The sequence below is a fragment of the Halobacillus alkaliphilus genome (assembly GCF_900113125.1).
In the GTDB taxonomy this organism is placed as follows: Bacteria; Bacillota; Bacilli; order Bacillales; family Halobacillaceae; genus Halobacillus; species Halobacillus alkaliphilus.
In genome coordinates this window covers 97,612-117,833 of the sequence record NZ_FOOG01000010.1, presented here as the reverse complement: position 1 = coordinate 117,833, position 20,222 = coordinate 97,612, and the positions used below count along the sequence as shown (strand labels likewise).

The 20,222-nt window shown below is 42.0% G+C and carries 16 protein-coding genes; 10 read left to right on the top strand and 6 right to left on the bottom strand.

Going from position 1 to position 20,222, the window contains the following annotated elements; genetic code table 11:
- The first annotated feature begins 314 nt into the window (after positions 1–314).
- Positions 315–770, top strand: a complete 456-nt coding sequence (locus BMZ06_RS08290) for a cupredoxin domain-containing protein (RefSeq protein ID WP_089751582.1) — start codon at positions 315–317, stop codon at positions 768–770.
- A gap of 23 nt (positions 771–793) precedes the next feature.
- Here BMZ06_RS08290 and BMZ06_RS08285 read toward each other — a convergent pair whose 3' ends face one another.
- Positions 794–2,545 (bottom strand): HD-GYP domain-containing protein, encoded by a 1,752-nt coding sequence (locus tag BMZ06_RS08285; RefSeq protein WP_089751581.1) that lies wholly within the window; start codon positions 2,543–2,545, stop codon positions 794–796.
- 430 nt (positions 2,546–2,975) lie between these two features.
- On the opposite strand from BMZ06_RS08285, the gene BMZ06_RS08280 reads away from it, so the two are divergent.
- Positions 2,976–3,425, top strand: a complete 450-nt coding sequence (locus tag BMZ06_RS08280; protein ID WP_089751580.1) for a hypothetical protein — start codon at positions 2,976–2,978, stop codon at positions 3,423–3,425.
- Positions 3,426–3,464: 39 nt separating this feature from the next.
- Here BMZ06_RS08280 and BMZ06_RS08275 read toward each other — a convergent pair whose 3' ends face one another.
- From BMZ06_RS08275 to BMZ06_RS08255, 5 genes are all read right to left on the bottom strand, one after another.
- Positions 3,465–4,559, bottom strand: coding sequence for a GerAB/ArcD/ProY family transporter (locus BMZ06_RS08275; RefSeq protein WP_089751579.1), 1,095 nt, complete (start codon positions 4,557–4,559; stop codon positions 3,465–3,467).
- Positions 4,560–4,578: 19 nt separating this feature from the next.
- Positions 4,579–4,803, bottom strand: coding sequence for a hypothetical protein (locus BMZ06_RS20955; protein ID WP_089751578.1), 225 nt, complete (start codon positions 4,801–4,803; stop codon positions 4,579–4,581).
- A gap of 9 nt (positions 4,804–4,812) precedes the next feature.
- A complete protein-coding gene (locus BMZ06_RS08265; protein WP_089751577.1) occupies positions 4,813–6,015 on the bottom strand; it encodes a Ger(x)C family spore germination protein in 1,203 nt (400 codons plus the stop codon).
- A gap of 2 nt (positions 6,016–6,017) precedes the next feature.
- Positions 6,018–7,550 carry a spore germination protein gene (locus BMZ06_RS08260; protein ID WP_089751576.1) on the bottom strand — a complete coding sequence of 511 codons (1,533 nt, stop codon included), beginning with the start codon at positions 7,548–7,550 and terminating at the stop codon, positions 6,018–6,020.
- Positions 7,551–8,209: 659 nt separating this feature from the next.
- Positions 8,210–8,671, bottom strand: coding sequence for a GNAT family N-acetyltransferase (locus tag BMZ06_RS08255; protein ID WP_089751575.1), 462 nt, complete (start codon positions 8,669–8,671; stop codon positions 8,210–8,212).
- Between the two features lie 127 nt (positions 8,672–8,798).
- Here BMZ06_RS08255 and BMZ06_RS08250 point away from each other — a divergent pair, with 127 nt between their 5' ends.
- The 8 genes from BMZ06_RS08250 to carB all read left to right on the top strand — a co-directional run bounded on the left by BMZ06_RS08250 (position 8,799) and on the right by carB (position 20,222).
- Positions 8,799–10,115: a lysine N(6)-hydroxylase/L-ornithine N(5)-oxygenase family protein gene (locus BMZ06_RS08250; protein WP_089751574.1), complete on the top strand. Its 1,317-nt coding sequence runs from the start codon at positions 8,799–8,801 to the stop codon at positions 10,113–10,115.
- Between the two features lie 458 nt (positions 10,116–10,573).
- Complete coding sequence (locus BMZ06_RS08245; RefSeq protein WP_175477829.1) at positions 10,574–11,587, top strand: NAD-dependent epimerase/dehydratase family protein; 1,014 nt, start codon at positions 10,574–10,576, stop codon at positions 11,585–11,587.
- A gap of 226 nt (positions 11,588–11,813) precedes the next feature.
- Entirely contained in the window at positions 11,814–12,851 is a 1,038-nt protein-coding gene (gene argC / locus BMZ06_RS08240) for an N-acetyl-gamma-glutamyl-phosphate reductase (RefSeq protein WP_089751572.1), read from the top strand.
- 20 nt (positions 12,852–12,871) lie between these two features.
- Positions 12,872–14,101: a bifunctional ornithine acetyltransferase/N-acetylglutamate synthase gene (gene argJ, locus BMZ06_RS08235; RefSeq protein ID WP_089751571.1), complete on the top strand. Its 1,230-nt coding sequence runs from the start codon at positions 12,872–12,874 to the stop codon at positions 14,099–14,101.
- Entirely contained in the window at positions 14,064–14,879 is an 816-nt protein-coding gene (argB, locus tag BMZ06_RS08230) for an acetylglutamate kinase (RefSeq protein ID WP_089751570.1), read from the top strand. Before argJ ends, argB begins: the two co-directional genes overlap by 38 nt.
- Complete coding sequence (locus tag BMZ06_RS08225) at positions 14,876–16,036, top strand: acetylornithine transaminase (RefSeq protein ID WP_089751569.1); 1,161 nt, start codon at positions 14,876–14,878, stop codon at positions 16,034–16,036. The genes argB and BMZ06_RS08225 overlap by 4 nt, the downstream gene beginning before the upstream one ends.
- A gap of 108 nt (positions 16,037–16,144) precedes the next feature.
- A complete protein-coding gene (locus BMZ06_RS08220) occupies positions 16,145–17,209 on the top strand; it encodes a carbamoyl phosphate synthase small subunit (RefSeq protein WP_089751568.1) in 1,065 nt (354 codons plus the stop codon).
- Positions 17,202–20,222 carry a carbamoyl-phosphate synthase (glutamine-hydrolyzing) large subunit gene (gene carB, locus BMZ06_RS08215; protein WP_089751567.1) on the top strand — a complete coding sequence of 1,007 codons (3,021 nt, stop codon included), beginning with the start codon at positions 17,202–17,204 and terminating at the stop codon, positions 20,220–20,222. Before BMZ06_RS08220 ends, carB begins: the two co-directional genes overlap by 8 nt.

Here is a 20,222-nt window from a genome sequence, read left to right as displayed (position 1 = left end):
TGGGTTGGTGGGGAAATGGCGAGACTCCCATGGGAGAAGGGACTAGGTGAGATCCCGCAGGGAGTGAAACGAGCGAGGAAGCTCACCGTTCCCCCATAGGAAAGCGAGTTATTTCCCCACCAACCTTTATCCATCTAACGTAACGGACCCAATTTATCTCGAAATCGAGTCTTCCAGTAACGGGAGCTTATCTTTAAAATCAACAGGGAAGTAACAGAGCAAAAAATTAGCTTCAGGTATTTATTGAATAATGAAGGCAAGTTTCCTAGGGCGGTTTGCATATATATAAGTAAACAAGCCTTAGGAGGGATTAAATGGGTGCAATAATTTTATCAGCCAAGAAGGTGGCCGTGATCGGAGCAGCTGTCCTGGTAGCCTTTGCTGCCTATTTTATAGGCAGCTACTTTTGGCAGGGTGCTATCGCTACTTCATCACAGCCAGTAAATGGAGAGCCCCGTGTCATTAATCTTGTAACAGGGGAGTTTAAAGCTGAAACAGCTGATGGAAAAGAAATTGAAGCGTATCGCTGGGATCCAGGCACGATCTTTGTAGAAAAAGGGGAACCAATCAAATTAAGTATATACGGTGTAAACGGCAAAGAGCATCCATTCTTTATCGAGGGTACCGACGTGAAAGGCGTCGTACAGCAAGGTAAAGAAACAATTGTAGATTTGAAATTCGATAAAGAAGGAGTCTACCGCTTAATTTGTAATACGCACCCGGATATTAACTCGAATGGACCAATGATTGCTTATATTGTGGTAGATTAGAAGAAAAAGCAAAAGGGACAAGTTTAGTCTCCTTTTGCTTTTTCATTTATTAGCTTTTTTAAGAATTGCAGGCATTTTTCAATTTTACTAGTTGTCAGATCAATAAATGAATGGTCATCAGCAGGGGCGTTTGCCTTCTCTTCCACAAAAACGGTATGTGTATGTGGGTAGGACTGTTTAATCGCTTCTAATAAAAAAGTTAAAGCGCTTATCTCATTAAATGAACCTACAATCACCACTTGTTCAATCGAATGGTTGGATATGTATGTCAAGACCTCTTCACTTGGGAGATCAAGAGTAGGCTCATCTACGGAAATACTACGTATTTGAAAACCAATCGAAGAAAGAAGGGAGTGAAGAATATGGTGTTTAAGCATGAAATTCTTTTTTCCTGCGTCGATTATAAGAACACTTCCTATGGTGGTTGTGACGGCGGATGTGTATTCGAAACGCTTGTAATCGATGATATGTTTCAAAGTAGTGACAGCTGTAAAATTATCCATCCTATCTGCTCTCTTTATGTTGTTTGCATGATAAAGTTCATTCATCGCTGGTTCAAATAGATGAGTGAAAACTTTCTCGATCGAATATTTATCTTCCAATTCATTTAAATACTTCAATGCTTTTTTGTCGTCCCTCTGCCTTAAACTTTGAATAAACTGCAGCCATAAAAATAGTTCTTTCGCATACTGATCATTATTCCATTCCACGATCTCTTTGATGGAGATGGATTTGTCGATAGGAAGGAAGAAATCCTTTTCATCTAGCAAGGTGGTTACCACCCCCAAAGTAGGTAAGCCCTCAATGACTTTGGTCACATTAGCCAACTCTCCTGTACTTAATTGGACCAGAGAGTTTTTGGGATAGATTTTTAGAGTATCAACGAATTCAAACAGAATGGATTGGTTATAAAGATGCTGTTCATTTAAGAGGATGGAAAGTGCCCGGGACGCAGGGAAGGCTTTTCGATAAGAACGATCCAAAGTAAGAGCAGAGTAAATATCTATGATCGTTAATATGTGAAGTTCCGTGAAAAATCGATCTGTTTCCGCATCTATTTGATCAGGGTACCCTGATCCATCTATTTTTTCATGGTGGGATCTTGCTAACTGTGCAGTGGTCTCCTTATAGCCTTGTGCCAGTAGAATCCTTTCCCCTTCAATCGTATGGTGTTCAACCATCTTGTATTCGGATGACGTTAGCTTCGTAGATTTTGAAATAATTTCACGAGGAATACTTATTTTACCAATATCATGAAGTAGACAGGCTGTTGCAAAGCCCTCCATATCGTTAATATTTAATTTTTTTCCTAAAAAGTAGCCCAGGATGAATACATCTACTGAATGAAAAAAGCTATACTCATCATGCTGCAAAAGCTCAGATAGCAGCTTCTTATTTACAGGATTTTTGAGTAAGCGTATGAAAAGGTTGCGAACTTCATATATTGAATCCGTCGGCTTTAGAAGTTCTCCATATCGCATTTCATTAACGATTTTAGTAATAACCGTATTAAATAGAGTGGTTAAGTAGTAGCTCTCATGTTCTTCTGAGAAATGAGAAGTGTTTATTTCGCTGAGCGGATCTAACTCTGAATTACTATCTTCAGCGAAGCGGGATGAAATAACTACTTGTTGAATCTCCCATCTTTTTAGTTTTTCAATGTGTCTGTGATTTAAAAATGTTCCTTTCGACAGGACGAGTCGCTCATTCTTAAAAACATCTTGTTGAAGTTGTTGGTCCGGCTGAAGATTGGTGGGCTTTATGATTAAAGACATAAGAAGGCTCCTCTTTATTCGAAACGATTAGTCGTATTTTACTATTAAGGAATATTTTATGGTATACATTTAGGTATTTCAACAAAATATTATATTAATATAAAAATAAGTTATAAATAAAGGTCTGGGTTATGACGTGTTAAACTTGCTGCTTGATCGCTAAAACATACTCCCGATCATTTAACAACCGTTTCGTTCACTTCGTTTGGTAATAATGGTCGATTGGAAATGATTTGCTTTCCGCGTCTCTGCATGACGCAGAGGCGTTTCGGTGTTGCATTCGACGTGGCAGTGTTAGTGGGAACTCTCCTTTACGGCATCCTCTTCAGTTTGCGTCTTCCGGGATCTAAACAACCTTTCACCACACCAGGTTTTGTTTTCAAAATAAAGGGAATTCATGAAGCAGTAAAAGAAGAAAGGAGAGGGGAAGGTGAAACAAAAAGTATCACATGAAGATATGGATCAAACGCTGAGACAATTAGAGAAAGATTATATAGAAGCTTTGGATAGAAACCAAAGTACAAGCGTAGAGGATTTTATCGACCAATTTCTAAAGGATTCATGGGAATATAATCATCAGAATATGGAAAATATTAAATTGGTGATGAAGCGTTATTCTCAAGGGGATATCTATTCTTCCAAGTTTAGTGGCGCTTTCATTGAGATGGTGGCTCACCTTCAGGAAAAGTTGGCTAGTTTAGATGGAGATAACCACTACCCGCTGGTTCATTCTCAACTCGGAGCTTCTGTATTGGTAGCTATAGTCGACGGGCTGGTCGTGCAGCTATATACAGGAATGTATCAGGTAGAAGATTTGCAAGACTATTCGTCCCAGTTCAAGCAGGTTATTTTGAGGGCGCTTTCCACGCCAACTGTATGAGAAAGTAAGCGCACACCCATTCTTTAGTGGTGTGCGCTTTTAATTTCTGCTCATGCGTCTTTTAACAAGCAGACCAATCATAAGGATCGCAGGCAATATTAATCCGTGAGTCAAAGAATAAGGCAGCCAGGTTTCCCCTACGAAAGTCTCGAAATAAGCTACATCAGGATAAGCAATAATCGAGAGGACAACCATTCCCATTCCTAAAGGCAATAACAATGGGCGGTGGTCTTTTAAAGTGAAGAATTGGGCAATCCCTACAGAAGTAGCGTAGTAGAGGATGATTAATTTGAAGAAAATGGTGAGCATCCATATGACCGCAATGATAATCTCCAGTCCCTCAAGGAAACCAGCGATATTTATCTTTTGCGCAATCCGATAAGTAGGATAAGCGTTTAAAGCTGTCAGATCACTGCCCAGGACTAAGAGACACAAAATGGTGATAAGGAAGAGCACCCCTCCTCCGAAAACGGTTCCCAGTATCCACGCACGCTTGGCTTTTTTTTCTTCTTTTACATAGGGAAAAATCATTAATAGAGCTACCATCTCAAGCAGCGGAGTACCAATAACTATAGAAGAATTGCTTATGATTGGTATAACACCGTTGCCAAGCACAGGTTTCAATTGATCCATATTAATTTGAGGCATTATGGAGATGGTTAAAAAAATGAGCAGAAGGATCATCCAGGGCATAAAGATTTCAGATGAGCGAGCAATGGATTCGACACCAATATAGGCGCCCCCGATAACAACGAGCAGAAATAAGATATGAGTGAACTGTAAGGGTGTTTCTGGAATGATCTGAGTAGTCATAAAATCTCCAATATTTCTAAGAACAAGGGATGCTAGAATATATAAGAAGCTCAAATAAAATATACAAAATAAACGTCCTGCCCAGTTCCCAAATACATAAATAGCCGATTGGACAAATGTTTTTCCTGAGGACAGACTGCCAATTTTATTTAAGAACATGACGAAGATAACCCCGAACAGGATGGCTAGAATGACGGACATCCAGGCATCTTGCTTCGCCTGAGCGGCGAGAGGAGTGGGGACGATTAGGATTGAACTGCCAATAATAAAGAAAACAACAAGGAACATATACTGCCTGGCACTTATGGTTTGGTTATCCATACGGATTACAGCCTCCTTTCTATAGACCAATCCATGAATTTATAGTGTTATAAAAAGCTTGAATGTAATCAAGCGGGTTCGGCAGGTTCACATTTCGGCTTTCCAGTACACTAACCGTTGTAGCAATGAATAGAAGCGTGGAAAAGCACCACATTTCCTTTGTCTTTTTTTTTCGCTTCAATCGCGGGAACTCTAAGAAAAAGATCAGAAGGGAAACGGCTATGACTGATATAGTGGCCCACATCTATTTCACCTAACTTTCTTTGTTGATTGGCTGTGTTGAATTTCCTTTTCTTCTGATTTTCACGTTAGCATCAATGTTGACTTCAACATCTTGATAATAGGAAGACCATTCCTTCTCAACTTTTTTCCAATACTTAGGCTGATCGCGGTGGATAACACCTCCGAAACCAAAGATATCACTTCCATATTCCTTCTGAGCTTTAGCCAGGGTAGCCTGAATGCTTTCGGTAATCGCTTCCTCGACATGCTTATTTATTTTTTCTATTGCATCAGGCTTACTCAAGTCAATTTTACAATCTACTTCTGCTACATTACCTTCTCCTTCAACCTTTATATCAATGACAGGCTGATCACTTTCAATTTTTCCTTTCATCTTAGCGCTTGTTCTAAGCAGCTCCACGCTCAGCGTTCCTTCATCTTCACAAGGGTGGGTAATTACTGTGCTGTGTACATTTCCGGTTGCGAAGTTAAGCCCCCGGCTTTCGTTTTCGTTGAGCCACCCTGCGAGTTTGTCTCCTTTAAATACACCAAGTTCATCGATTTCTAATTTTGTAGGAGAATCGACATTTTCCACGTTGTTTATGTTTGTCCCTGTATCCTCTTCGCCTAAAAGAGTTATGCCGCTCATCACCGGATCTTCTCCAGGATTTCGGATACTTGAGATCACTTTATCAATAGAGACCCCTTTTGTGGCAGCCCAATTCCGCTCTACACTTTCGATGGAATTCATGATTTTATTGGCTGGAATTTTTTCATAAGGTGTAATGATACTAAGCATACTTTCTACCGGAGCATTTTTAGCTACAGTCACGAAAAAAGAAGTTCTAAATTCATGATCGCGGTAGAGTAAATCGAGAACCGGCATCACTCCTTCTTCAGCCACGGCTGTTCCAAGTACAACTAACCGCAGCTGAGACAAGTAGTTCTTTCTTGGACTTTTTGTAGTGAGCCTGCGGAATGCCTCGAAAAGGGTACGACCGGTTGTTGAAAAAGTGGAAACAGGCGGCCGTGTGGTTGGGGCGTCCGTAGCAATTTCTGATGGGTTGATCACCTGAACCGTCAATATATACTCACTTTCTTCAGTTTTATCAATTCCTAACATCACAACAATACCAAGCTCATCCAGCTCCCGGCTGTTCCAGCAGCCGGTTAACAGGAGGAGACAGATAAATATAAACAACGGTTTTCTGAAAGGAAAGTTATATAGTTTCATCCTCAATTCTCCTTGGATGATGGATTGGTTCGTTTTTCATTCTTCTTCGTTAAAGAGCTTGGGCGGGAAAATAATCCCCAGTGCGGGAAGCGGATTATTACGTCTTTCTGATCCTTCGCCTTCATTGGTGCAAACGGTGACATATAAGCAACACCAAAGGACTGCAGGCTGCATAAATGCAGGACCATGGCAATCAGCCCGAGGATAATGCCGTATAATCCAAACGTTGCAGCAAGGATCATAAATAGAAAACGAAGCATACGTATAGGAATCGCTATGTTATAAGCAGGAAAAACAAAGCTTGAAATGGCTGTAAGAGCTACTACAATAACCATAGCCGGAGATACCAAACCTGCCTGCACAGCGGACTGCCCAAGTACGAGCGCACCAACAATGGATACAGCTGATCCTACCGGTTTCGGCAAGCGGACACCGGCTTCCCGCAGGATTTCAAACGTAAGCTCCATGAGCAGGGCTTCTACAAAAGCCGGAAAAGGGACACCCTCACGCTGGGCGGCCAGACTGATCAGTAAAGGTGCCGGAATCATTTCCTGATGAAAGGTCGTAAAAGCGATATATAAAGCAGGCATAAATAAAGCAATATTAAAACAGACCAGCCTCAGTAGTCGCAGGAACGTACTTATATCGGCTCTCTGGTAATAATCTTCACTTGATTGAAAAAAATTGACGAACAAAGCAGGAACTAAGAGGACATCCGGTGTGCCGTCGGTAATGATCGCGACCCGGCCTTCTAGTAATCCACCTGCAATCGCATCAGGTTTTTCAGAATAATAAACGGTAGGAAAGGGGGAATACTGAGCATCTTGAATATATTCTTCAATATAGCCGCTCTCCAGAATACCGTCGATATCGATTTCCTCAAGTCGGCGGTGAACTTCTTGCACGATGTGGTCTTCGGCTATATCCTGCAAGTAGACGATAGCTACGTCCGTTCTAGTCACCTCACCAATTGCTTTACTTTCAATTCGGAGCTTAGGATCTTTTATTTTACGTCGTAACAAGGCGGTATTCGTCCTGAGGGTTTCTGTGAACGCTTCTTTAGGACCACGGATGACACTTTCCGAAGTGCTTTCCTGTACCCCGCGGTCTCTCCAGCCCCGGGTGCTGGCTGCTAATGCTTTTTTCTCTTTATCTATAAGAAGGATGGTTTCGCCTGATAATAATCGCTTAAAAAGTGCTTCATAATCGTTGAATTCAGTTACTTCACCTATAGGAAGAGAAGCTTGTTTGATCGTATCGTAAAGTTCCTTCACGGAAACGCGTTTGTGGGGCATCTCAAGCATAAGTGCTTCCATAATGAAATTCTGAACTGTATTCTTATCCACAAGACCATCTATATAAAGAGCAGCACAGCGAGTTTTATAGATAGCAAATCGTCTGATTACAAGATCCGTACTTTTTCCAAGTTCCGTTTCAATGTGGCTTAAACTGTCTTCTAAAGGAGGTAGGAGAGGGGGCGAGTTAGATTCTTTACTGGGACTTTGATTTGAACCTTGTTCATTTCCCTTATTCATATCGCACGCTCCTTTAAAAGTTTATAGATAGCATGCACCAATGTTTGGATTTTATTAACTTATATGATTTGTTAGATTTCCGTGTAAATTAATAAAGATAAGCTTCCATTAGTTGAAGACTTGATTTCGAGACATTTGTTGAGCGAAAAGTCCTTCGGGGAACGATTTCGCTTTCCGCGGCCGTTCACGACCCTACGTCGTGTAGGGCCGCAGGAAAGCGAGTTGTTTCCGTAGCCAGCCCCTCTCTATATGGGCAATGGACCCAAGATATCTCGAAACTGAGTCTTATAGTAACCGGCTCTATTGTGCAATAAGCTTCTTACAAAACATCATAAGTCACATGTATCAGAACCGAAGAACCGATCCATAAAAAGCCTTTCAAAAAAGAGTCCTGATTGTAACGGACTCTTCGTTTCCTCGTTTATCATTCATCAGCAGAAGACTCTCTCTTCAAGCGCCGTTGGCGACTCCCGCCACGACCGCGATCTAAATGCGAGTTTCAATATATTGAAGGAAATTAAAAGAATCCTTCCAACCGTCGGTGCGACGGGGCTAGCCTAATCATTTGAACGAACCGTTAGGTTCGTGCTCTTAGGAATCCCCCAACTTCAAGGAGCGTCAGCGAGTAAGTGGGGGGTAGTTCAATTTAGGTTCAGTTATTAAATCCTTAACGTTCTTTCAAACACCACCATATCGAGAGCCTGGATGCCGTTTTCGAAAACAGGAGAGGGGTAATTCAGGAAAAAGTCTCTTCTGATCTCATAAAACCGAAATCCTGCTTTTTGGTAAAAGGCCAGGTTGTCCAGGCTTGAATTCGCTGTTCCTACAATTAACCGTGCATAATGCCTCTTATAAAAAAGATGTACGGCCTGCTGAATAGCCTGCTTACCGATCCCATGTCCTCTTGCTTTCTCAGTTATGGCTATATTTTTAATCTCTACTGTATCGAGCGATGGGAAAGTGAAAAGAACCACACCCACTTCTTTATTGTCGACCTGAATGACATACAGTTCACCTTCATGAATGTATCCGTTAATGATATCTTCGCTTTCATCTGCTAATAATAGATAAGACATATAATCGTTTCGATTTTGAACTTCTTCCAGTGTTACAGAATTCATGAAATCATTCCTTCTTTTCACAGCTCTCACTAGGAGACAACTATTATATTATGGTGGGATTATGGTAACATAAAAGTAATGTAATGATTTCTGAAATGTAGGTCTTTTCAGAAAAAGGAGTAGTGAGATGATGGAGCAACCAGAGAAAATGTATGACTTAATTGGTGTAGGCGTTGGACCATTCAATTTAAGCTTGGCAGCTTTACTGGATGATATCGATACCATAGAACCCTTGTTTTTTGAACAAAATGATAAATTCGATTGGCACCCTGGGATGTTGATTGAGGGGACGAAGATGCAGGTTCCTTTTATAGCTGACCTGGTAACGATGGCAGACCCTACTAGCCAATACAGTTTTTTAAACTACATTAGTAAAAATGATCGAATGTATCAGTTTTATTTCCTGCAGCGTTTGGATATTCCCAGAAGGGAGTACAATGATTACTGTCAATGGGTTGCTCATCAGCTGGACAGCTGCAAATTTGGCAGACGGGTATCCAACATTCGTCATGTGGAAGAAAATGAAAAATATTACGAAGTGGCTGTGAACAACCTTAAAACGGGAGAACAGGAAGTTTATCGTTCGAGGAACCTCGTACTTGGAACCGGCAGTGTGCCCGTTTTACCAAAATCGTTCCAAAACCTTCCGTCAGAAGATGTGTTCCACACGTCTGAATTTCTCGCAAATCAGGAGCGCTGCCGCAAAGCCGGATCAATTACAGTAGTTGGATCTGGACAGAGTGCGGCTGAAACTTTCAGGGAATTACTGAAGGAACAGCGCGACTGCGGCTTTCGGTTGGACTGGATCACGCGTTCCCCGGGCTTTGAATCTATGGAGGAGTCAAAGCTCAGCTTAGAGCATTTTTCCCCGGATTATGTGAATTACTTCTACCAACTTCCTCAGGATCAGAAAGACGAAATCTTTGCTGAGCAGGGATTGTATTATAAAGGGATAAGTAATCATACGATTAACGACATATATAATTTGCTCTATGAATTTTCAGTTGGGCAAGAGAAGCTTGATGTTGGTATTCGAGTACTCAGTGAAGTAAACGGTATTCGAGAAAAAGCTAATGGCGGCTATGAGCTTGATTGTCTGCACTGGCAAAAGAACGAAGCATTCACGCATGAGACGGATGTTGTTATTGCTGCTACCGGGTACAAGCCCTATGTCCCTGATTTCATTCATCAGCTCGAAGACTTTCTTCAGTGGGACGAGCATGGTCGTTACAAAGTAAGTGCAGATTATCGTATGCTTTTGAATAAAAATACGGATAATGAAATTTATGTCCATAGTGGTATTTCCCATACTCATGGCGTCGGTTCGACTAACTTGGGTTTATCCGTTCACCGCAATAAAGTAATTATCAACCATTTAGCTGGACGCGAAGTGTACTCACTTGACGAGAATGGAATTTTTCAGTCATTTACCGGAAGTGTTTAAATATAATATCTAATAAACATCAACACTCTTGAACATCAGCTGCTCAAGAGTGTTTTTTTATTTAATCTTAACCAGTTTAACTTTATAATTTTTATAATAAATTCATTTTATGAAGGATTTTACAAATAAATATGGAATCATTATTAAAGTAATATCCTCTGCAATATTTAAGAAGTAATCTTTTAAATATAAGCTCCCATTACTGTAAGACTCAGTTTCGAGATATTTAGTTAGAGAGTTAGGTCCTGCGGGTAACGGCTCGCTTTCCGGCCCTACGTCGTGTAGGGCCATAGGAAAGCGAGTTATTTCCCCACCAGCCCCCGCCTCATATAGTAACGGACCCAAAATATCTCAAAGTCGAGTTTTTAAGTATCCGGCCTTTTTTGGAATAATCCTCTTGTGAAATATCAGCAGTAGTTTTTTAGATGACAAAGTTGAATAGTAAGGGAGTCTATTTTATGAAACTATTGGTTATTGGGGGCACGCAATTCGTTGGAAAGTCCATTGTCGAAAGCGCATTAGAACGTAATCATGAAGTTACTTTATTTAATAGAGGCAAAACCAATCCAGATTTCTTTAAAGAGACAGAAAAAATAATTGGTGATCGCGAAAACCTGGATGATTTAAAGAAGTTAAAAGGCCAGCATTGGGACGCTGTCATCGATACATGTGGATACTTGCCTGATATGGTTAAACAATCCGCCGAGGTATTAAAAGATCAGGTTCATCTGTATGCTTACATATCCAGCATGTCGGTTTATAAATATCTGACGGATCAGGATCATCTTGATGAGAGCGGGGAAGTATCTACCTTAACAAGTCATGAACTAGCACGTGCCACTAAAGGTGTAAAAGGCAGGGCGGCCAATGAGTATTATGGACCTTTAAAGTTCCATAGTGAAATGGCTGTGAAAGGAATAATGAGTGAAAGCCATTCTCTCATTATTAGACCGGGGTTGATTGTCGGGCCGGACGATCCGACAGACCGATTTACGTATTGGCCTGTTCGGGTAGAAGCAGGAGAGGCTTTTATCGTACCCGAGCCAAAAGATAAAAAAGTTCAATTCATTGATGTACGTGATTTATCAAAATGGATTGTCCAAATGATTGAGCATCAGGAAACTGGAGTTTTTAATGCAAACGGTCCACGAGAAAAGCTGACGATGGAAGGCCTCATCTATTCTTGCCAAACAGTATTTAATTCTGAGGCCAAACCTGTATGGGCGACTGAGTCGTTCCTTTTAAAAGAAAACGTCAAACCTTGGATCGAGCTTCCGCTCTGGGTACCCACCCAGGGTGATTTCGGAATAGATTGTACAAAAGCAATTGAGAAGGGACTACGTTTTCGTACTGTTGAAGAGACTATCCGTGACACATACGAGTGGTACAGAAACCATAAAGGGACTTTGAAGCATGCAGGGTTAAATCCTGAACAGGAGAAAGTCTTATTAGAAAAGCTAAGCAGTTTATAAAAATGCAAAACGATGTACATTAAATAAAAGGCAGGGCGGTGAACTCAAAACGCATCGTCCAGCCATTTTCAAATCAAGTATTACCTTTTCATAGGTATAAATGAAGGTTAATTTTTTGATAAATATACAATATATCGTATAAATCTATTGACATATAGCTTATAAGGGTTAATAATATTGTAAATATACAGAGTTAAACATAAATATACATAAGGGTGGTTTTCAATTGAAAGCAGGAATCATAGGGGCTACCGGTTATGGCGGAGTTGAACTATTTCGCCTGCTTAACTCACATCCCCACGTTAAACAAGTAATCTTATTTTCTTCTTCTAATGCAGGAGAAGAATTTACATCAATTTATCCGCAAATGGACACGGAACAAAATCATAGATTAGAAGAGTTGAAACCTGAGGAAATGAAGGAAGAATTAGACGTTATTTTCTTAGCAACGCCAGCAGGAGTATCTACACAATTAACTCCTGAGCTGCTTGGAGGCAAGGCAAAAGTCATCGACTTATCCGGAGATTTACGATTAAAGGATGGATCCGCTTATACGAAGTGGTATAAGAAGGAATCTGCATCATCCGCTATTCTGGAGAAATCGGCTTATGGACTTCCCGAATGGAACAAAGAAGCCATCCAGTCGGCTGATTTAATTGCTAACCCGGGTTGTTTTCCAACAGCGGCATTACTAGGTCTGGGTCCACTTGTATCTGAAGGGATAGTTGATCCATCTTCGATTATTATTGATGCGAAAACTGGAGTGTCAGGTGCCGGTAAGAACCCCGGGGCCATTACTCATTTTGCTCATCTACAAGAAAACTTTCAGATTTATAAAGTAAATCAGCATCAGCATATACCTGAAATTGAACAACAGCTTACGGAATGGAGTCCGGAAACAGTTCCAGTTACATTCTCTACTCATCTTGTACCTATGACAAGAGGAATCATGGCTACTATTTATTTAACTTTAAAAGAGAACCAGACGCTTGAGGAACTGAAGAGCTATTATGAGAGCTGCTACGCTAATGAGCCTTTTGTAAGGTTAAGAAAGGAAGGACAGTTCCCAGGCACTAAAGATGTGTATGGTTCAAATTACTGTGATATAGGGATCACACTCGATCCAAGAACCAATCGGGTAACGGTTGTAGCTGTCATTGATAATCTTATGAAGGGTGCCGCCAGTCAAGCTGTACAAAATATGAATCTATTATTTCAATATGAGGAAAAAACAGGGCTTCCTGATTTACCTGTTTACCCATAAAGAAGAAAGGGAGAGTTGGTTTGGTCCAAACTACGAATGTGCATCAAAAGGTTGAGAAATTGGAAAGCGGTACACTGCTGACACCAGGAGGGTTTCAATCAGGCGGCATACACAGCGGGCTGCGTTATAAGAAGAAAGATTTTGGATTACTGGTCAGTGATACTCCTGCATCTGCTGCAGCTGTCTACACTCAGAGCCATTTTCAGGCCCCTCCACTAAAAGTGACGCAAGAGAGTATTGAAAAGGAAGGAAAGATTCAGGCTCTCGTTATTAACAGTGCCGTAGCCAATGCCTGTACAGGCAAAGAAGGCTTGAAAAATGCATATGAAATGAGAAAGATGATCGCTGAACGATTTCATTTTCCAGAAGAATATGTAGCTGTAGCTTCTACCGGTGTAATTGGAGAACAACTTCCAATGGAGAAAATAACCTACGGATGCGAAACCGTTGAAGTCACAAAGGATGGGGCATCAGATTTTCAAAGGTCCATTCTTACAACCGACAAATGTGAGAAAACAGCTTGTTATCAAGTGGAGGTAGAAGGAAAGACGGTGACCATCGGAGGCGCGGCTAAAGGTTCAGGGATGATTCACCCTAATATGGCTACCATGCTTGGTTTTATTACCACTGATGCCACGATTGAGCCTGAGTTACTGCAAAAAGCGCTCAGCCAATCGATTGAGCGCTCGTTTAACCAAATTACCGTAGACGGGGAAACCTCCACCAACGATATGGTACTTGCTATGGCTAATGGGTATGTAGATCATGAATCGTTAAGTGAACAGCATCCCGACTGGGATGGTTTTCAGTACGGCCTTCAGCTTGTCTGTGAAGATTTAGCTAAACAAATTGCTAAGGACGGAGAGGGAGCTACGAAGCTGATTGAAGTAAACGTTTCAGGGGCGAACTCTGATAAGGAAGCACGTATCATTGCGAAAAAAGTAGTGGGCTCCAGTCTGGTGAAAACAGCGGTATATGGCTTAGACGCCAATTGGGGGCGTATTGTCGGAGCTATTGGTCATAGTGAAGCCCAGGTTGATGCAAACGCGTGTGATATATATATTGAAGAGCAGCTCGTATTTAGTAACGGCACTCCTTGTCCTTTTTCAGAAGAACAAGCCGTTGAGGATCTGGATAATGAAGAAGTGACACTGTCGATCCATTTGAATGAGGGGGATGGCAAGGGCACGGCCTGGGGGTGTGACTTGACCTATGACTATGTCAGAATCAACGCAAGCTACCGTACGTAACGACAAGCCGGTTATTGTTATTAAGCTTGGTGGAAGCATGATCGACCGCTTAACAGAGGAGTTTTATGAAAGTTTTCATGGACTCCTCAAACATTACCATTGTCTGATCGTTCATGGAGGGGGCCCGGCTATTACCGCCCTACTCGGACGAATGGATATCGAAGGTGAATTCCACGAAGGACTTAGAAAGACGACGAAGGAAACCCTCGAAGTTGTGGAAATGGTACTTGGCGGAAAGGTGAACGCCCAGATTACGTCCGCTTTAGTTAGACAGAATATCCTTCCTGTTGGTTTAAAAGGATGCGACGCTTCCTTGCTTACAGCTAGTTACGTAAACCAGCAAGACTTAGGGTTTGTTGGACAAGTGGAAGAAGTGAAAACGGACCTTCTTTATAATTGTATGCAGGCAGGATACCTTCCTGTAGTAGCTCCATTAGGAAAGACAGAGAACGGACAGACCGTAAATATTAATGCTGATCTTGCAGCAGCAGCCATTGCTAAAGCCATGCAAGCAGAAAAACTGTTATTTGTTACAGATGTACCAGGTATTATCAGTGAGGATGAAGTAATAAAAGAAACAAGCCCGGAAGAAATTGAATCCTTGATCAGCGGCGGATGCATTTATGGCGGAATGATTCCGAAAGTGCAATCGGCCATGGCTGCGTTATCTGAACATTTACAAGAAGTCATGATTGTTAGTGGTGAAGATGCCTTAATACAGGGTGACCGTATGAAAGGTACGAAGATCCGGGCCACAGTAAAGGAGAGAGCGGAATGAGTCTATTTCCAACTTATAACCGGTTTCCACTGACATTGGTTTCCGGGTCAGGCACGACGGTAACAGACGATCAAGGCAAGGACTATTTAGATTTTGTCTCGGGTATTGCAGTGTGCAATCTCGGGCACAGGCCTGAAGAAGTACAAAACGCTTTACAAAAACAACTGGATCAGCTCTGGCATGTGTCCAACCTCTATCAGCTTCCTTCTCAGGAAGAAGCTGCTGAAAGGCTGGTAGCATCTACCGACCTTGACCATGTTTTCTTTTGTAACAGCGGAGCTGAAGCTAATGAAGCGGCTATCAAAATAGCTCGTAAGTATACAGGTAAGGAAAAAATTATTACATTTAAGCAGTCCTTTCATGGCAGAACATTTGCCACGATGAGTGCGACTGGACAGGAAAAGATTCAGAAAGGGTTTGGAGCGCTGCTTCCTACTTTTGAATATCTTCCTTATAACGACAAAGAGGCTGTGGAACAGCTGGGAGATGACCAGGTAGCTGCGATCATGGTAGAAGTTATCCAGGGAGAAGGTGGAGTGGTTCCGGGTACGGCTGAATTCCTTGAGGCTGTGGAAAGTAAGTGCCGCGATCTTGGGGCTCTACTTATCATCGATGAAGTACAGACAGGTATTGGAAGAACAGGTAAACCATTTGCTTATCAGCATTTTGATTTGGATCCTGATATTGTTTCTTCTGCAAAGGGTCTTGGCAGTGGATTTCCAGTTGGTGCTATGCTGGGTAAAGCAAAGCTTGCTGAAACCTTTTCGGCAGGCTCCCACGGAACAACATTCGGAGGAAACCCACTCGCTGCCGCAGCGGTTAATGCCACTCTGGAAAAAATCTTCAACGATCCGTTTTTAAGTGAAGTAGAAGAGAAAGGCAATTATTTAAAAGAGGAGCTTACAAACTCCTTGAAGCCGCTGAACGTTGTAAAAGAAGTCAGAGGAAGGGGAATGATGATAGGTATAGAGCTTAAGAAGGAAGCCATGCCAGTCATTCATGCATTGAGAGAGGAAGGAATGCTTGCTGTGCTTGCCGGCCCGCAAGTTATACGACTACTTCCGCCTCTAAATGTAACGTACGATGAGATGTCATCAGCTATACAAACACTCAGCAAGGTGCTGCAAGAGCAGTTTAAAGATTTACAAAATGCTTAACTTGTTAAAGTGCGGTGAAGCCCAAATGGGGAACACCGTCTTTTTCAACTCATTGTTGTATAAAAATACAACATATATTATAATTATTCATAATGATGGGGTGAGAGTATGCAGGGTTATCTACATTTACAAAATGGTCAATCATTCAAAGGAGAAGTCTCCAGTACTTGGGGGAAAGACGTACAAGGCGAAATTGTATTTTTTACTGGTATGACGGGTTATCAAGAAGTACTAACTGATCCTTCTTATAAAGATCAGATTGTTGTCTTTACTTACCCCTTAATCGGCAATTACGGGATCAACGATATAGATTCGGAGAGTAAGGAAATTCAGGTGAGTGGTGTAGTTATGTTCCACTGTGCAAACCAAGCGTCTCATCATGAAGCTTCAATTTCCTTAAGCGAATATTTAGACGCCAACCAGGTGCCTTTCATAACAAAAGTGGATACTAGAGAAGTTACAAAGGCAATAAGAAAGGATGGCACAAGACAGGCAGTAGTTTCAGACAAAAAAGAAGTTCATTTTCTAAAACCAAAGACCGGGCAAATCTATCAAACTGAAAACAAAGACATCGAGGAGTTTGGTGAAGGGGATGTGCATATTGGATTAATAGACTTTGGATGGAAAAAATCTATTCTGTCCTCATTTCTTAACCGGGGTATTAAAGTCACCGCGGTACCTTTTTCAAAAGCGCATCAACTGCAGGGCTTATCACTTGATGGACTTGTTCTTTCGAATGGTCCAGGAGATCCAAAGGATGCACAGGAACATCTTTCAGATATTAAAAGCCTCCTTGAATCTCTGCCTTCCTTTGGCATATGTATGGGGCATCAGATTATTGCTCTTGCTTATGGAGCGGATACTCATAAATTGTCCTTCGGTCACCGCGGCGCGAATCATCCGGTTAAGGATGCCGTAACAGGAAAGGTTTTTATGTCTTCGCAAAACCATAATTACGTCGTTGATGAGGAAAGTTTACTGGCTACTCCGTTAGCCAAGCGTTTCTTTAATGTAAACGATGATTCCGTAGAAGGTCTGGAGCATAATCAAAAACCGATCCTTTCGGTGCAATTCCATCCAGAAGCTCATCCGGGACCTGCCGACGCTGAATGGTTATTTGAACATTTTATATCACTTATAACTAACAAGAAGGGAGAGGAAGTTCATGTCTAAAAAAATATTAGTGGTTGGATCGGGGCCTATCATAATTGGACAGGCTGCAGAGTTTGACTATTCAGGCACACAGGGATGCCTTGCTCTCCGTGAAGAAGGATATGATGTCGTCCTTGTTAATAACAATCCTGCTACGATTATGACAGACCACACAGTGGCAGATACCGTTTATTGTGAACCATTAACCGTGTCAAGCCTCACCGCGATCATCGAGAAAGAAAGACCAGAAGCCCTGCTGGCGGGTCTTGGCGGGCAGACCGCGCTGAACTTAGCCGTAGAGCTGGATAAAGCAGAGGTCCTTAAGAAATACAATGTGGAACTGCTCGGAACCAGTGTGGAATCGATTCAAAAGGGAGAAGATCGTGAACTCTTTCGAGAATTAATGAGCGAACTTAACCAACCGGTACCTGAGAGTCAGGTAATTGTATCTGTATCGGAAGCGAAAAAATTTGCTGATCGTGTAGGATATCCAGTCATCAGCCGTCCAGCTTATACGCTCGGCGGCAGAGGGGGCGGAATTGCTGAGACAGAATCAGAGCTTAAAGAATTAATTCAAAATGGGTTGAAAGCTTCCCCTATTCATCAGGTAATAATTGAAAAGAGCATCGCCGGATTCAAAGAAATCGAATATGAGATCATGAGAGACACGAATGGGACCTGTATTTCCGTTTGCAATATGGAAAACTTTGATCCCGTAGGCGTTCACACGGGAGATTCAATTGTCACAGCTCCTTCGCAGACGCTATCGGATCAAGAATATCAAATGCTTCGGACTGCATCATTTGATATTGTTTCAGCTTTAGATGTAATTGGAGGATGCAACGTGCAGCTCGCACTAGATCCCCACAGTAAGAAGTACTATGTGATTGAGGTTAATCCCCGCGTTAGCCGGTCCTCCGCACTTGCATCTAAAGCTACAGGCTATCCAATCGCCAAACTTGCAACTAAAGTAGCGCTCGGATATACACTGGATCAGCTGCAAAACCCACTTACCGGTCATACGTACGCTAGTTTTGAACCAGCATTGGATTATGCAGTGGTTAAATTTCCGAGGTGGCCGTTTGATAAGTTTTCGGAAGCGGATCGAAAGCTTGGCACAAAAATGAGAGCGACAGGAGAGGTTATGGCCATTGATCGTACGCTGGAAGGAGCGTTCCAAAAAGCGGTTCAGTCATTGGATACGGTAATCCCAGCTCTTACTGATCTGCACGAACATCTCACTCTGCCTACAGACCTGCGTTATTTCGCTATATTAGAACTGCTTCGCCAGGGCGAAAGTATCGAAAACATACACAAAAGCACTCATATAGATTTATTTTTCTTAAATGTATTACAGAACCTGGTGGAAATGGAGAATACTTTAGCGAGCCATACCATTGAGTCTGTGCCGGAAGGAGTTTTACAGCTTGCTAAACTGTACAGTTTTACTGATCAATCCATAGCCGAACTGCTAGGGTGCGACGAGAATAGTTTGAAAGACGTAAGAAAAAGCTGCGGGATTATCCCTGCTTTCAAAATGGTGGATACTTGTGCAGCTGAATTTGAAGCAGCTACGAACTATGTTTACAGCACGTATGCGGGGGTCAATGAGATCAAGCCCCTGAAAGGCAGCAAAAAGGCGTTGATTATTGGCTCCGGACCTATCCGTATCGGGCAGGGAGTAGAGTTTGATTATAGCGCTGTTAAGGCTATCGAAAGCCTTCAGGCCGCTGGGTGGACTACAGTCATGATCAACAACAATCCTGAAACAGTGAGTACGGATTATGAAACAGCCGATCGGCTTTATTTTGATCCCATCAAGAAAGAAGTAATTGCATCTATTGTGGAGCACGAGGATATTGATCTCGTTTTCACCCAATTTGGGGGACAGACAGCGATCAATATGGCAGAAGAACTGGAAGAGGCAGGTATTCCGCTGGCGGGAGTAAGTACGGATATGCTGGACGGTCTGGAGGACCGGGACCGTTTTTACTCCAGTTTAAAAGAATTGAACATTCCCCATGTTGAAGGTAGTACCTGTCACACAAAAAATGAAGCTTTAAAAGCTGCCAGTCATTATTCCTATCCTATTCTGTGCCGTCCATCCTATGTAATCGGCGGTCAAGGTATGGTTAAGGTCAAAAATGAAAAGGAGCTTAAACAAGCGCTTCAGGACACGGATGATCGCCATTATCCGATCGTACTCGATCAGTTTATGACTGGAAAAGAAGTAGAAGTTGATTTAGTTGCCGATGGGGAACGTATCTTCATTCCGGAAGTTATGGAGCATATTGAACCAGCAGGAGTACATTCAGGGGACAGTATGGCGGTCTTTCCGTCTTCTCTGCCTGCTTATGTTAAAGAAGCTGTAACGGACTATAGCGAGAAAATTGTTCGCCATTCCAAGTACAAAGGGATAATGAACATTCAATTTTTATGGAGCGGAGAGAAAGTATATGTACTGGAAGTAAATCCAAGGTCCAGCCGTACCGTTCCGATCATTAGCAAAGTTTCAGGCATTTCGCTCGTTGACTTGGCAGTTCGTCTGTTGATTGAAGATCCAACGTGTGACCTTGCCACCGTTCCTTCTCCTTCCTGGAGTCATGTTGCTGTTAAATACCCGTTATTTTCTTCTCATGCTCTTCCAGAAATTGACCATAAACTGGGTGCGAATATGCAGTCTACGGGTGAAGGAATGTGTCTTGGCCGTACCGTGCCAGAGGCTCTAGCTAAAGTCTTTTCTCATCTTCCAGATATTCAGTTAAATCCCGAATCGTGTTTTATAGATGCGGACAACGCTGATGAAGATCAGGATAAGCCAAGGTTTGAAGAGTGGATTCAGACTGATGAAGCAGCCATTTACGTGAATGATCAAATAACTCCTGAAGCCAAGGAGAGAAGAATTCAAGCATTAAAGTATGGGATTACTGTGTTCAGTGAACCATCTACTTTTGACGCCTATTTACAATCCTTAACGGTTAAGAATGCCAAGCCAACCCCATTGCCCGGCAATATAACAGAAGGAGTGCGATAA

Coding starts and splice junctions, on each gene's coding strand:
- BMZ06_RS08290 (WP_089751582.1), top strand. CDS start 315: ATGGGTGCAATAATTTTATCAGCCAAGAAGGTGGCCGTGATCGGAGCA.
- BMZ06_RS08285 (WP_089751581.1), bottom strand. CDS start 2,545: ATGTCTTTAATCATAAAGCCCACCAATCTTCAGCCGGACCAACAACTT.
- BMZ06_RS08275 (WP_089751579.1), bottom strand. CDS start 4,559: ATGGATAACCAAACCATAAGTGCCAGGCAGTATATGTTCCTTGTTGTT.
- BMZ06_RS20955 (WP_089751578.1), bottom strand. CDS start 4,803: ATGTGGGCCACTATATCAGTCATAGCCGTTTCCCTTCTGATCTTTTTC.
- BMZ06_RS08265 (WP_089751577.1), bottom strand. CDS start 6,015: ATGAAACTATATAACTTTCCTTTCAGAAAACCGTTGTTTATATTTATC.
- BMZ06_RS08260 (WP_089751576.1), bottom strand. CDS start 7,550: ATGAATAAGGGAAATGAACAAGGTTCAAATCAAAGTCCCAGTAAAGAA.
- BMZ06_RS08255 (WP_089751575.1), bottom strand. CDS start 8,671: ATGAATTCTGTAACACTGGAAGAAGTTCAAAATCGAAACGATTATATG.
- BMZ06_RS08250 (WP_089751574.1), top strand. CDS start 8,799: ATGATGGAGCAACCAGAGAAAATGTATGACTTAATTGGTGTAGGCGTT.
- BMZ06_RS08245 (WP_175477829.1), top strand. CDS start 10,574: ATGAAACTATTGGTTATTGGGGGCACGCAATTCGTTGGAAAGTCCATT.
- argB (WP_089751570.1), top strand. CDS start 14,064: ATGACTATGTCAGAATCAACGCAAGCTACCGTACGTAACGACAAGCCG.
- BMZ06_RS08225 (WP_089751569.1), top strand. CDS start 14,876: ATGAGTCTATTTCCAACTTATAACCGGTTTCCACTGACATTGGTTTCC.
- BMZ06_RS08220 (WP_089751568.1), top strand. CDS start 16,145: ATGCAGGGTTATCTACATTTACAAAATGGTCAATCATTCAAAGGAGAA.
- carB (WP_089751567.1), top strand. CDS start 17,202: ATGTCTAAAAAAATATTAGTGGTTGGATCGGGGCCTATCATAATTGGA.